At 72.6% G+C, this 12,516-nt stretch carries 12 protein-coding genes; 1 reads left to right on the top strand and 11 read right to left on the bottom strand.

Annotation, left to right across the window (positions count from 1 at the left end; genetic code table 11):
- Positions 1–42: 42 nt before the first annotated feature.
- The 11 genes from kynU to BMZ82_RS10160 all read right to left on the bottom strand — a co-directional run bounded on the left by kynU (position 43) and on the right by BMZ82_RS10160 (position 11,147).
- A complete protein-coding gene (gene kynU / locus BMZ82_RS10210; protein WP_093774032.1) occupies positions 43–1,275 on the bottom strand; it encodes a kynureninase in 1,233 nt (410 codons plus the stop codon).
- The gene (locus tag BMZ82_RS10205; RefSeq protein WP_093774030.1) at positions 1,268–2,125 is read right to left on the bottom strand and encodes a tryptophan 2,3-dioxygenase family protein; all 858 of its coding nucleotides are present in this window, start codon (positions 2,123–2,125) and stop codon (positions 1,268–1,270) included. The genes kynU and BMZ82_RS10205 overlap by 8 nt, the downstream gene beginning before the upstream one ends.
- Before the next feature lie 215 nt (positions 2,126–2,340).
- The gene (locus BMZ82_RS10200) at positions 2,341–2,754 is read right to left on the bottom strand and encodes a DUF3151 domain-containing protein (protein ID WP_093774028.1); all 414 of its coding nucleotides are present in this window, start codon (positions 2,752–2,754) and stop codon (positions 2,341–2,343) included.
- A gap of 234 nt (positions 2,755–2,988) precedes the next feature.
- The gene (locus tag BMZ82_RS10195; protein WP_093774026.1) at positions 2,989–4,458 is read right to left on the bottom strand and encodes an MFS transporter; all 1,470 of its coding nucleotides are present in this window, start codon (positions 4,456–4,458) and stop codon (positions 2,989–2,991) included.
- Between the two features lie 131 nt (positions 4,459–4,589).
- The gene (fbaA, locus tag BMZ82_RS10190) at positions 4,590–5,621 is read right to left on the bottom strand and encodes a class II fructose-bisphosphate aldolase (RefSeq protein WP_093774024.1); all 1,032 of its coding nucleotides are present in this window, start codon (positions 5,619–5,621) and stop codon (positions 4,590–4,592) included.
- A 129-nt stretch (positions 5,622–5,750) separates the two neighbouring features.
- Entirely contained in the window at positions 5,751–6,305 is a 555-nt protein-coding gene (pyrE, locus tag BMZ82_RS10185; RefSeq protein WP_093774022.1) for an orotate phosphoribosyltransferase, read from the bottom strand.
- Positions 6,306–6,315: 10 nt separating this feature from the next.
- Complete coding sequence (locus tag BMZ82_RS10180; RefSeq protein WP_093774020.1) at positions 6,316–7,113, bottom strand: aldose epimerase family protein; 798 nt, start codon at positions 7,111–7,113, stop codon at positions 6,316–6,318.
- Positions 7,114–7,161: 48 nt separating this feature from the next.
- Positions 7,162–7,959: an SRPBCC domain-containing protein gene (locus tag BMZ82_RS10175; protein ID WP_093774018.1), complete on the bottom strand. Its 798-nt coding sequence runs from the start codon at positions 7,957–7,959 to the stop codon at positions 7,162–7,164.
- Positions 7,960–8,119: 160 nt separating this feature from the next.
- Positions 8,120–9,709 (bottom strand): polyamine aminopropyltransferase, encoded by a 1,590-nt coding sequence (locus BMZ82_RS10170; protein ID WP_093774016.1) that lies wholly within the window; start codon positions 9,707–9,709, stop codon positions 8,120–8,122.
- Positions 9,710–9,831: 122 nt separating this feature from the next.
- On the bottom strand, positions 9,832–10,368 hold the full coding sequence (locus BMZ82_RS10165; RefSeq protein ID WP_093774014.1) for a DUF2617 family protein: 537 nt from the start codon (positions 10,366–10,368) through the stop codon (positions 9,832–9,834).
- A 464-nt stretch (positions 10,369–10,832) separates the two neighbouring features.
- Positions 10,833–11,147 (bottom strand): hypothetical protein, encoded by a 315-nt coding sequence (locus tag BMZ82_RS10160; protein ID WP_093774012.1) that lies wholly within the window; start codon positions 11,145–11,147, stop codon positions 10,833–10,835.
- Positions 11,148–11,288: 141 nt separating this feature from the next.
- On the opposite strand from BMZ82_RS10160, the gene BMZ82_RS10155 reads away from it, so the two are divergent.
- Entirely contained in the window at positions 11,289–12,488 is a 1,200-nt protein-coding gene (locus BMZ82_RS10155) for a pyridoxal phosphate-dependent aminotransferase (RefSeq protein ID WP_093774010.1), read from the top strand.
- Positions 12,489–12,516: the final 28 nt, after the last annotated feature.

The raw sequence follows: 12,516 nt of genomic DNA, 5'->3' as shown, positions 1-12,516 counted from the left end.
ATCAGCCGGTCAGCGCGATTCCGCCGCGGAGTTCAGCGGAGTTCAGCGGAGTTCCTCCGCCAGGATCCGCGCCGCCCGCTCGACGTCCGCGAACCCGACGTACAGCGGGGTGAAGCCGAAGCGGAGGACGTCCGGGCGGCGGAAGTCGCCGACGATCCCGCGCTCGATCAGCCGCCGCATCACCTCACGGGCGTCCGCGCAGCGCAGCGCCACCTGGCTGCCCCGCTCCTCGTGACGGACCGGAGTCAGCGACTCGACCCGCCCCTCGGGGACGTACGCGGCGACGCACTCCAGGAAGAAGTCCGTGAGGGCCAGCGACTTCGCCCGCACCGCCTCGATCGAGACGCCCTCCCAGACGTCGAGGGCCGTCTCCAGGGCGAGCATCGACAGGATGTCCGGGGTGCCGACGCGCCCGCGCAGCGCGCCCCGGGCCGGCTCGTAGTCCTCCCGCATGCCGAAGGGCTCGGCGTGCGAGTTCCAGCCGGGCAGCGGCGAGTCGAAACGGTCCTGGTGCTCGCGCCTGACGTACAGGTACGCGGGTGAACCCGGGCCGCCGTTCAGGTACTTGTAGGTGCAGCCGACCGCGAGGTCCACGCCGTGCTCGTCGAGGCCCACCGGCAGGGCGCCCGCGCTGTGGCACAGGTCCCAGACGGCGATCGCGCCCACCGCGTGCACGGCGGCGGTGAGCGACGGCAGGTCGTGCAGGCGTCCGGTGCGGTAGTCGGCGTGGTTGAGCAGGACGGCCGCCGTACGCTCCGACAGCGCGGCCGGCACCTCGCCCGGCGGCACCGGGCGCAGCGTGCGGCCGGTGAGGCGGGCGGCGGACTCGGCGATGTAGCCGTCCGTGGGGAAGGTCGTCGCGTCGACGACGATCTCGTCCCGTACGACTCCCGTGTAGCCGGGCTCCCGGATGTCGCCGGTGTCCTCGGCGTCGTCCACGAGGCGTACCGCGCCGACAAGTGCCTTGAGAACGTTGACACTTGTCGAGTCGCCGACCACGATCTGGCCGGCCGCCGCGCCCACCAGCGGGGCGATCCGGTCGCCGATCCGCTCGGGCGCCGTCCACCAGCCGCTCTCGCCCCAGGAACGGATGCGCAGCTCGCCCCACTCGCGGCGGATGACGTCCTCGATGCGCGCGGGGACGGCGGCGGGCAGCGCGCCCAGCGAGTTGCCGTCCAGGTAGACGACGTCGTCGAGGACGAACCGGGCGCGGACGGCGGCCAGTTCGTCGCCCGCGTCCAATTCCTTTGCCGTGGCGGCGAGTTCGTCAGACATGGGACCTCGCCGTCCACAGCTCGGGGAACACGTTCTTCTGCGCGCGCTTCTCCAGCCAGGCCACGCCCGCCGAGCCGCCCGTGCCCGCCTTCGCGCCCATAGCGCGGCGGGTGGCGACGAGGTGGTCGTTGCGCCAGCGCCACACCAGTTCGGCGACGTCCGTCAACGCCTCGCCGAGGCGCGCGACTTCGTCGCTCTCGTCGCCCGAGTACACGGCCGTCCACACGGCCTCGACCTGCGGCGTGGGCTCGTAGCGCTGCGCGATGTCGCGGTCCAGGACGGCGGCCGGGATCGCGTGGCCGCGGCGGGCCAGCAGCCGCAGCACCTCGTCGTACAGGCCCGGCTCGTGCAGCGCCTTCTCCAGCTCGGCGTGGACGCGGGGCGCGCCGCGGTGCGGGACCAGCATGGACGCGGACTTCTCACCGAGCAGGAACTCCATCCGGCGGTACATCGCCGACTGGAACCCTGAGCCCTCGCCGAGGGCGGCGCGGTACGCGTTGAACTGGGCCGGGGTCAACTGCCCGAGCGGCCGCCAGGAGGCGTTCAGCGCCTCCAGCTCGCGCACGGAGCGCTTCAGCGCGGCGATCGCCGTCGGTACGTCGTCCGCGCGCAGGGCGCCGGCGGCCGTCTCCCACTCGTGGACGATGACCGTGAACCACAGCTCCATCACCTGGGTCGTGACCAGGAAGACCATCTCTCCGGGGTCGTCGGAGAGGGTGTGCTGGAGGTGGGTGAGGACGTCGGCCTTGACGTAGTCCTCGTAGGGGGTCGTGCCGGCGAAGTCGAGATGCGGGGTCTCGGGCTCCGAAGCCTCTGGAATCTCCTGGGAAGGCTGAGCCTGCTGGGACATCGCTGTCTCCTGATACGTACTCCGGGTAGCGGTCCGCCCCTGCCGTTCTCGACACGGTGGCCCCGGTCCCCACGCGAATCCTGCGCAATCCGGGCCCGAAAACGCAAGACCCGTCCGGTCACATCCGTACCGGACGGGTCCACATGTACCCCACCTAGGGGTACTGCGGGTACTGCGGGTGCTACGGGTATTGCGGGTGCTGCGGGTGCTGCGGGCTAGCCGAGTGTCTGGGCGGCCTTCGCCGAGGAGTCCTTCAGGAACTGCGTGCAGCGCTCGTACTCCTCCTGCTCGCCGATCGCCTGGGCGGCGCGGGCGAGGCCGTGCAGGGCGCGCAGGAAGCCGCGGTTCGGCTCGTGCTCCCACGGCACCGGGCCGTGGCCCTTCCAACCGCTCCGGCGCAGGCTGTCCAGGCCGCGGTGGTACCCCGTACGGGCGTACGCGTACGACTCCACCACGCTGCCCCGCTCGAACGCGTCGTCGGCGAGTTGGGCCCAGGCCAGGGAGGAGGTCGGGTACTTCGCGGCGACGTCGGCGGGGGCCGTGCCGTTCGCGAGGAGCTCGCGGGGCTCGGGGTCGTCGGGGAGGTGGGTCGGGGGCGGGCCCCCGAGGAGGTTTTCGTGAATGGACATGCGTCCAGTGTGCCCCGAGTGGGACTCGGGGTGGGCGCGGTGGTCGCTGGGGGCTGCGCCCCCAGACCCCGCTGTCGGCCCTTAAGGGGCCTCGTCCGCAAGCGCCGGACGGGCTGATTTATGCGGGCCGGCGTTGAGAGGCGCCGCCCCCAGCGGGTGGGCGGGGGCTCGGGACGGCATCCGTCCCCGCCCCGCAGCCGGGCAGGCTGGATCCGCGCTCCCCGCTTCAGTGCCCTACGAAAGCCGCCCCTTCGCCCGTTCCCCCTCCAGCGGTGGAGCCAGCACGTTGCCGTGGGTTCTGCATTCCGGGGTGCGGCAGTCCGGGGGTGGGCGGCGTACCGTCGTGAAGGCGAGGGCCGCGCCCAGGGTGAGGGCCGCCGCGCAGAGCACCATCGCTCGGCCGAAGGCGTCGTTGAAGGCGTCCGGGGAGCGGTAGGAGTTCTGGCCCATGCCGGTGAGGAGGGGGAGGGCGGCCACCGCCACCAGGCCCGCCGCGCGGGCCGCCGCGTTGTTGATGCCGCTGGCCAGGCCCGCCCGGGCGACGTCCACCGAGGCCAGGACCGTCGCGGTGAGGGGGGCGACCAGGGAGACCATGCCGAGGCCCAGGACCAGGACGGCGGGCAGGACGTCGGCGACGTACGAGGCGTCGGGGCCCACGCGCAGCATCAGCAGCATCCCCGCCGCGCACAGCAGCGGGCCCACGGTGAGCGGGATGCGCGGCCCGATGCGCTCGGACAGCGCGCCGGAGCGGGCCGAAAGCAGCAGCATCAGCACCGTCGTCGGCAGCAGCGCCGTCCCCGCGCCGAGCGCCGACCAGCCGGCCACCACCTGGAGCTGGACCGCGGAGAGGAAGAAGAAGCCGCCGAACGCCGCGTACACGCACAGGGTGACCAGGTTGACGGCCGTGAACTGGCGGGACGCGAAAATGTCGAGCGGCAGCATCGGGTCCGGGCGGCGGTGCTCCACGACCACGAAGGCCACCCCGGTCGCCACGCCCGCCAGCGCCACCGTCACCACGACCCCCAGGGGACCGCTGCCCGCCTCGATCAGGGCGTACGTGACGAGGGCCAGTGCCAGCGCGCCCAGGGCAGCGCCCAGGACGTCGAAGCGGCCGTGCCTGCGGCCGTCCCCGGACTCGGGCACGTGCCGCAGCGCCACCGGTACGCAGACCAGCGCCAGCGGCACGTTCAGCAGGAACACCCAGCGCCAGCCGGGGCCGTCCACCAGATAGCCGCCCAGGAACGGGCCCACCGCCGCCCCGATGCCCCCGAACCCGGACCACAGGCCGACCGCCCGCGACCGGTCGTCGCGGTGGAAGGAGGCCTGGATGAGCGCGAGCGAGCCCGGCGTGAGCAGCGCGCCGCCGATGCCCTGCAAGGCTCGCGCGGCGATCAGCACCCCGGCGTTCGGGGCGATGCCGCACAGCAGCGAGGCGGCGGCGAACCACACCACCCCGATCACGAACACCTTGCGCCGCCCGTAGCGGTCGCCCAGGGAGCCGCCGAGCAGGATCAGACCGGCCAGCGTCAGCAGATACGCGTTGACGGTCCACTGGAGGGCGGCCAGGTCGGCGTCCAGGTCGCGGCCGATACGCGGGAGGGCGACGTTGACGACGGTCGAGTCCAGCAGGGCCATGCTGGAGCCGAGCACGGTGGCGAACAGGATCCACTTGCCCTGGGGCGAGGCCATCCGGACGTCGGGCATGCTCCCAGGTATACCCCCAGCCCCCGCGGATAGCCCCGGCATGCGGTCGATGGCCCCGGCTGGCCCCCCGCACACCGCGAGCCCGGTGCTCGGGCACCGGGCTCGCGACATGAACAGGTACAGGGACCGAGTTACTTGATCTTCTGGCCCGCCGAGCGCAGGTTCTGCGTGGCCTCCAGGACGCGCGCCGCCATGCCCGCCTCGGCCAGCTTGCCCCAGGTCCGCGGGTCGTAGGTCTTCTTGGAGCCGACCTCGCCGTCGACCTTCAGGACGCCGTCGTAGTTGCGGAACATGTGGTCGGCGACGGGACGCGTGAAGGCGTACTGCGTGTCCGTGTCGATGTTCATCTTGACCACGCCGTTCTCCAGCGCGACCGCGATCTCCTCCGGGGAGGAGCCCGAGCCGCCGTGGAAGACGAAGTCGAACGGCTGCGAGCCGGCCGGCTTGCCGTACTTCGCGGCGATGCCCTCGTTCAGCTCCTTGAGCAGGTCGGGGCGGAGCACGACGTTGCCCGGCTTGTAGACGCCGTGGACGTTGCCGAAGGACGCGGCCAGCAGGTAGCGGCCCTTCTCGCCCAGACCCAGCGCCTCGACGGTGCGCGCCGCGTCGTCGACCGTCGTGTACAGGGAGTCGTTGATCTCGTGCGAGACGCCGTCCTCCTCGCCACCGGTCGGGGTGATCTCCACCTCGAGGATGATCTTCGCGGCGGCGGTGCGGGCCAGCAGCTCCTGCGCGACGGCGAGGTTGTCGGCGAGGGTCTCCGCCGAGCCGTCCCACATGTGCGACTGGAACAGCGGGTTGCGGCCCGCCTTCACGCGCTCCTCGGAGATCGCCAGCAGCGGCCGGACGAACCCGTCGAGCTTGTCCTTCGGGCAGTGGTCGGTGTGCAGCGCGACGGTGACCGGGTACTTCTCGGCGACGATGTGCGCGAACTCGGCGAGGGCCAGCGAGCCCGTCACCATGTCCTTGCTGTACTGGCCGCCCGCGAACTCGGCGCCACCCGTCGTGATCTGGATGATGCCGTCGCTCTCCGCCTCCGCGAAGCCGCGCAGCGCCGCGTGCAGGGTCTGGGACGAGGTCACGTTGATGGCCGGGTAGGCGAACTTGCCTGCCTTCGCCCGGTCGAGCATCTCGTTGTAGACCTCGGGGGTTGCGATGGGCATTCGTCCGCTCCTTGGGTGTGCGGGTTGGAGTGCTGCGTGGCGTGAACCAGGTCTGCGGTTACGGCTGTGACCTGAACCTGGGGTGCGACGTCATCGTCGTCCCCATCTTTCCAGACATGGTCGGGCGGGTCAGTCGAGGCCCAGGTCGTCCTTGGAGAACGCGAACAGGTACGGCACCCCGGCGCCCTCGCGGATCTTCTCGTCGGCGCCGGTCGCCCGGTCCACGATGGTCGCCACGGCCACCACCTCGGCGCCCGCCTCGCGCACCGCCTCCACGGCGGCGAGCGGCGAACCGCCGGTGGTCGAGGTGTCCTCGACGACCAGCACCCGCCGGCCCGCGATGTCCGGACCCTCCACCCGCCGCTGCAACCCGTGCGCCTTCGCCGCCTTGCGCACGACGAAGGCGTCCAGCTTCCGGCCGCGCGCGGCGGCCGCGTGCAGCATGGCGCCGGCCACCGGGTCGGCGCCCATCGTCAGACCGCCCACCGCGTCGAACTCCAGCCCGTCGGTCAGGTCGAGCAGCACCTGCCCGACCAGCGGGGCGGCCTCGCCGTCGAGGGTGACGCGGCGGAGGTCGACGTAGTAGTCCGCCTCCAGCCCCGACGACAGGGTCACCTTGCCGTGCACCACGGCCTTGTCCTTGATCTGCCGCAGCAGCGCGCCGCGTACATCCACGTCCGTCATGCCCCTCAGCTTAGAGGCGGGTCCAGCTCCACCTGGTGGTCGCCTCCAGGGGTTCGAGCGGGGTGACCAGGCGCGGGTGCGTGTTCAGGCCGTCGGGCGGGCCGGTCTGCGGCTCCACGCACACCGCCGCCTCCTGCTCGTCGTAGACGACGACCCACTCCTCGGGGCTCGTCACCTTCACCTCCACCTGTCCCGGCCAGGTGAGGGTGACGTCGACGCCGCCGGGCATGCCGAAGCAGTCGTCCCAGGGGCCGGGCTTCGGCTCGACGCGCTCGCCGGTCGGCAGATGGTCGTCGCCGCGCTCCTCCTGCCAGGCCGGCGCGAAGGAGACCTGTACGTCCTGACCGTCCTCGCCGCCGAGGTTGCGGTTGAACCAGGGGTGCCAGCCGATCTGCGCCGGGAACGACGAGTCGTACGTCTCCACGGCCATCGCCAGCGTCAGGGCGTCCTCGGCCAGCGTGACCACCTGGGTGACCCGGCCCGTGAAGGGCCACGGCGCCACCAGGTCGTACGTCAGCACGACCTCGTCCGCCGTCTGCCGCGCGACCTTCCAGACGCCGTCGCGGACGGTGCCGTGGATGGCGTTCGGCGCCGCGTTGAGCGGCATCTGATGCACGGACCCGCCGTCGCGGAACCGGCCGTCCCGGATCCGCCCGCACCAGGGGACCATCGGGAAGCACCCGAACCGCTCCCCCTGCCGCAGCAGTTCGAGCCCACCGACCCGCAGCCCACCCACCCGGCCGCCGTTGCCCGGCTGTACGGTCGCTTCCGCGTCGCCCGCGGTCAGCGTGATGTCTTCGCTACTCACGGGACGACCCTACTGGGGCCGCCCCTACGGGTCCGTGGCGCAGACGCCCTAGCCGCGTCGGCGCAGCGCCCTGCCCACCACGATCACCGACGCCACGACCAGCGCCGCCGCGGGCGCCGCCCAGCGCAGGGTGCTGTTCGGTACGACGGTCTGCGGGGCCGGGACCGGCGCGTAGCGCCCACGCGGCGGCGCGTGGTCCACCTCCTCGGCGCTGCGCCCGATCATCGTCCGACGCGCATGCGCGGCCTCGGCGGGCGGCTCCCGGGGGGCGGTGAGGTCCTCGAAGACGGGGGTGGGGGGCGGGGGTTCGTCGATGTCGTGTACGGCTTGTGCGTCTTGTACGTCGTCCACGTCTGCGTCTTCTACGTGTACGTCTTCCACGTCTGCGTCTTCTACGTCGTCGGCGGGTTCGTCTTCGGGTACGGCCGCGCCCGCTCCCAGGTTGCCCGCGAAGCGGTTCAGCAGGCGGGTGACCGCCGAGTCGACCGCCTCCGGCGGGAGTTCGGTGACGCGGCCGTCCGCCGACGCCGTCCCCTCGAAGCGGAGCGTCGTGCCGGCGTCGGCGTCCCGCAGGCGCAGGGTGAGGGCCAGTTTCACCGCGCCGCTGCCCCGGGCCTCGGTCGCGTCGCCCTCGACGGCGTACGCACCGTCCGCGCGCGGTACGACACGTACGGTGCCCCGGTAGGTGATGGTGTGGCCGCCGATCCGCACCTTGAGCCGGCCGGCGACGGGCTCGGTGCCGACATCCTGCTGGAGCCCGGGGACCGCCCGGGCGACCTGCGCGGGATCGGCGAGGGCTGCTTGCAGCCGCTTGGCCGGGACTGGAACGAACACCTCTTGCTCCATGTAGCGGGAGCCTACCTGTGGGGGCCGGGATTGCCTTGCCGTCTGGTGGATCGGTGCTCGGTGTTGGTGCCTGACCTGCTGGGGGCTGCCGCCCCCGAGCCCCCGCTTCGGCCCTTGAGGGGCCTCGTCCTCAAACGCCGGACGGGCTGGATTGTGCGGCCTAATAGCGCGGGTGCACCAGTGTGGACGGTCGTAGGTCGGGCACCCGCGTCTTCTCCGCCGCCTGGGCGGCCTCCGTCAAAGTGGTCCGGGTCTGGGTCAGGGTGAGGCGGAGGGGTGGGGTGGGGGTGGGGGTGACCGTGGCCAGGACGAAGCCCCAGTTTCGGGGGGCTCGGGAGGTGTCGTGGCCGGTCACGACGTAGGGGGTGGTGTGCAGGCCCGCCGCGCGGATCGTCGTATCGACCGTCCAGAACACGCGCGGGCGGGTCGTGACCGGGCCCGCGTGCACGACGAGCCGGCCGCCGGGGGCCAGGACGCGGCGGGCGAGGGCGTAGAACTCCTGGGAGTAGAGCTTGGTGCTCGCCGTGATGGCGGGGTCGGGCAGGTCGGAGACGACCACGTCGTACGTCGTCGGCGGCGCTCCGCGCAGCCACTGGAAGGCGTCCGCGGTCGAGACGTGGACGCGCGGGTCGCCGTACGCGTGCGCGTTGAGGTGGGAGAGGGCCGGGTCGGTGCGGGCGAGGCGGACCAGGCCGGGGTCCAGGTCGACGATGTCGACGCGGCGCACGCCGGGGTGGGTGAGGGCCTCGCGGGCGGCCAGGCCGTCGCCGCCGCCGAGGATCAGCACGCGCGCGTGCGGGCCGGTCATCGCGGGGTGGACCAGCGCCTCGTGGTAGCGGCGCTCGTCGCCGCCGTCGGCGCGGAGGCGGCCGTCGAGGTAGAGGTCGAGGGGGTGGTGGGCGGTGCCGCCGGTGAGGACGATCTCCTGGACGCCGGTCTGCACCGCGACCCGCACGTGGTCGCCGTAGACCGCCTGCCGGGCCGCCCGTTCGAAGTCGTCGACGAGGACGGCGGCGGAGGCGAGGACGCCGAGGACGGTGATGTTGGCGACGAGCAGCAGGCAGCGGGCCCGGCAGGTCAGGTCGCGCCGGAACAGGCCCAGGACCAGGGCCGCGCCCGCCATCACATTGACGCCGCCGGTCAGCAGCGAGCTCGTCAACTGGCCCAGGAAGGGGAGCAGGAGGAAGGGGAAGGCGAGGCCGCCGACGAGCGCGCCGACGTAGTCCGCGGCGAACAGGTCGGCCACCGCGCCGCCCGCGTCCTGGCGGCGGATGCGCTGGATCAGCTCCATGAGGAGCGGGACCTCGGCGCCGATGAGCAGGCCGATGGCGACGGAGAAGGCGACCAGCATGATCCGGGAGCCCTCGGCCCACAGGCCGCCCCAGTCGCCCGTCCACGCGAAGACCGCGTACAGCGTCATGGCACTGGAGCCGCCGACCAGGGCGAGGGTCGCCTCCAGGGCGCCGAAGCCGGCCGCGGCGAACCGGCGCAGCCGTTTGGCGGCGAGCGAGCCGAGGCCCATCGCGAAGACCATGACGGACAGCACGACGGAGGCCTGGGTGACGGAGTCGCCCGTCAAGTAGGAGGCGATGGCGACGAGTTCGAGTTCGTAGACGAGTCCGCAGGCGGCGCAGACGAAGACGCACGCGAGGACCAGCAGCCGCCCGGTGTCCGGCCGGACGGGCAGCCTCGCGGGCCCGCGCCAGGACGGCGGGGGACCGGGTGGGGCCGACACGTGCGGTTCGATCACGACTGCGACGTTACGTGACTGCGTGGCCACCCTTCGTCACCCACACGTGTGGAACCCGGGGCGCTGGAGGCACCGGGCGTTTAACCCGGCGCCTCCCGGTGCACGCCGCTTCGGGCGTGTCCTCACCCGGCGGACGGGCTGTCGTGGGCGGCCGGGACCCGGATGCCGACCCGCGTCCGCGTCGCCACCAACTGCCCGTCCTGCGGGTAGGCGTGCCAGGTGCGCCAGTGCACCTGGCCCTCGTGGCGGTGGGCGAGCAGGGCCGTGAAGGCGTGCGGGCTGCCGGGGAAGACGCCGGCGAGGCCGTGCGGGTGTTCGGAGACGAGGGCCAGCAGCTCCTGGGCGCGGCCCGCGAACTGGCCGGGCGAGAGCACCTCGACGCGCGCCGCGAATTCGTACTCCCAGTCGCCGACCCGCTTGGCGACGCCGAGCGGGAGGGGGGTGCTGCTGCCGGGGATGCAGGCCACCGTCTCCGAACAACAGCCCTGGGCCTCGTCGAGCAGCACCTGGTGCGAGGCGCCGAGCAGTCTCAACTGGAGCTTGGCACCGGACAGTTCGAGGTCGAGGGTGGCGAGGGCGGGCAGCGGCTCGCGCCCCAGGGCCCAGGCGAGATCGGCCGCGCGCGTGTCGGTGTAGGAGGTGTTCAGGGTGGTGAGCATGGGTCGGCTCCGCGGAGACGCAAGGAGAAGATGAAGAGAGGTTGGTACGGCGCACCCCGGTCGACATCAGGAGAGTCGGCACCGGGAGTACGGCCCCGGTCAGCCCGGTCGGCCTGGTCAGTGCGGTCGGCCCGGTCTGGGAAGGTCGTCGTCGTCCGCTCGGGACGTCCGAAGGGTCCGAGGGGCTGCGTTGGTGGTTTAGAGGGAATCATGAACTGTGGTGGCGCCACAGCGTTTTTACCCAACTTCGTGGGCTTTCCATCCCTCGGGGGGCTCCACAGCTCAACTGTTCAACCAGGGCGTACGCCGGGCAGCCGGCCACACTCCCCGCGCGCCCGCCCCCGAGTCCTGCTCCCGGGATCTACGCCGGGACGTACTCCGGGACGTGGTGCGACCGCGGAGCCCGTGGTCGTCGGGCCCCGCGGTCCGGATGCGGCTCCCCCCGGGAGCTCAACTGCCCCGTGTCAGTTGCCTCCACCGCATCCGCCGCCCCCGCCGCCGCAGGACGATCCGCCGCCCCCGCAGGAGGATCCGCCGCCGCAGGAGTGACCGCCGTGACCGCCGCCTCCGTGGTGGCCGCCGGAGCCGCTGTCTCCCCCGCCGGCCCACCAGCTACCGCCGGCCGCCGCACTGCCACCGCTGTCGGTGCTGCTGCCGCCCCGCGAGCGCGAGCGGCCGCCGCGATACGACGTGGCCCGGCTGCCGCTCTTGCGGACGTTGACCACCAGGGCCGCCACGAGCACGATGGCGACCACCGTCAGGATGAAGCCGAAGAACATGGCGTCACCCTCCTTCCCTGTCCCCCGAAGCGGCCCCCCGTGGGCGCTTCGCGTGGTGCCTGAGCGCCCACGTGAACGGGGGATGCCCGCCCGTCTCACCGGCCAAAGCAGAGTTGAGGAAGTCCAGAGCTTCGGCGCAGGATGGCGGGCATGACCTCCACCGAGCGCCCCTTCCTCAACCGCCGCCTCGCCGAGTTCGGGACGACGATCTTCGCCGAGATGTCCGCCCTGGCGGCCTCGACCGGCGCGATCAACCTGGGCCAGGGCTTCCCCGACACCGACGGCCCCGAGGAGGTCCGGGAGGCAGCCGTGCGGGCGCTGCGCGACGGGCGCGGCAACCAGTACCCGCCGGGCCCGGGCGTCCCCGAGCTGCGCACCGCGATCGCCGCCCACCAGCTCCGCCGCTACGGCCTCTCCTACGACCCCGACACCGAGGTCCTGGTCACCGCCGGCGCCACGGAGGCCATCGCCGCCACCCTGCTGGCCCTCCTGGAGCCCGGCGACGAGGTCGTGGCCCTGGAGCCGTACTACGACTCCTACGCCGCCTGCATCGCCATGGCGGGCGCCGCGCGGGTACCGGTCACCCTGCGCCCGGACCTGGAGAACGCCCGCTTCCGCCTCGACCTCGACGAACTGCGCGACGCGGTCACGGACCGCACCCGCCTCCTGCTGATCAACACCCCGCACAACCCGACCGGCACCGTCCTCACCCGCGAGGAGCTGACGGCGATCGCCGAGCTGGCGGTGGAGCGGGACCTGCTGGTGGTGACGGACGAGGTGTACGAGCACCTGGTCTTCGACGGCGCCGAGCACGTGCCGCTGGCCACCCTGCCGGGGATGCGCGAGCGCACGGTCACCATCGGGTCGGCCGGCAAGACGTTCTCGTTCACCGGCTGGAAGGTCGGCTGGGTTACCGGAACTGCGGAACTGGTGACCGCTGTCCGTTCCGCCAAGCAATTCCTGACGTACGTCGCCTCCGGGCCCTTCCAGTACGCCGTCGCGGAGGCCCTGCGCCTGCCCGACGCCTACTTCACGGCCTTCCGCGACGACCTGCGCGCCAAACGGGACCTACTCAGCGCGGGCCTCACCGACGCCGGCTTCACGGTCTTCCGGCCGACCGGCACCTACTTCGTCACCGCCGACATCCGGCCCCTCGGCGAAAGCGACGGCCTCGCGTTCTGCCGCGCCCTGCCTGAGCGGGCGGGTGTCGTCGCTATCCCCAACACCGTCTTCTACGACCACAGAGAGGCTGGCGCACCATACGTCCGGTTCGCGTTCTGCAAACGCGTCGAGGTACTGGCGGACGCGGCGGAACGGCTCCGCAAGGCGTTCACGCACTGACCGCTGCCCAGGAGGCCGGTCGTCCTCG

The organism is Streptomyces sp. yr375 (assembly GCF_900110755.1).
Classification (GTDB): Bacteria; Actinomycetota; Actinomycetes; order Streptomycetales; family Streptomycetaceae; genus Streptomyces.
The sequence above is the reverse complement of the archived record's forward strand: the minus strand, read 5'-3'. Positions and strand labels throughout refer to the sequence as shown.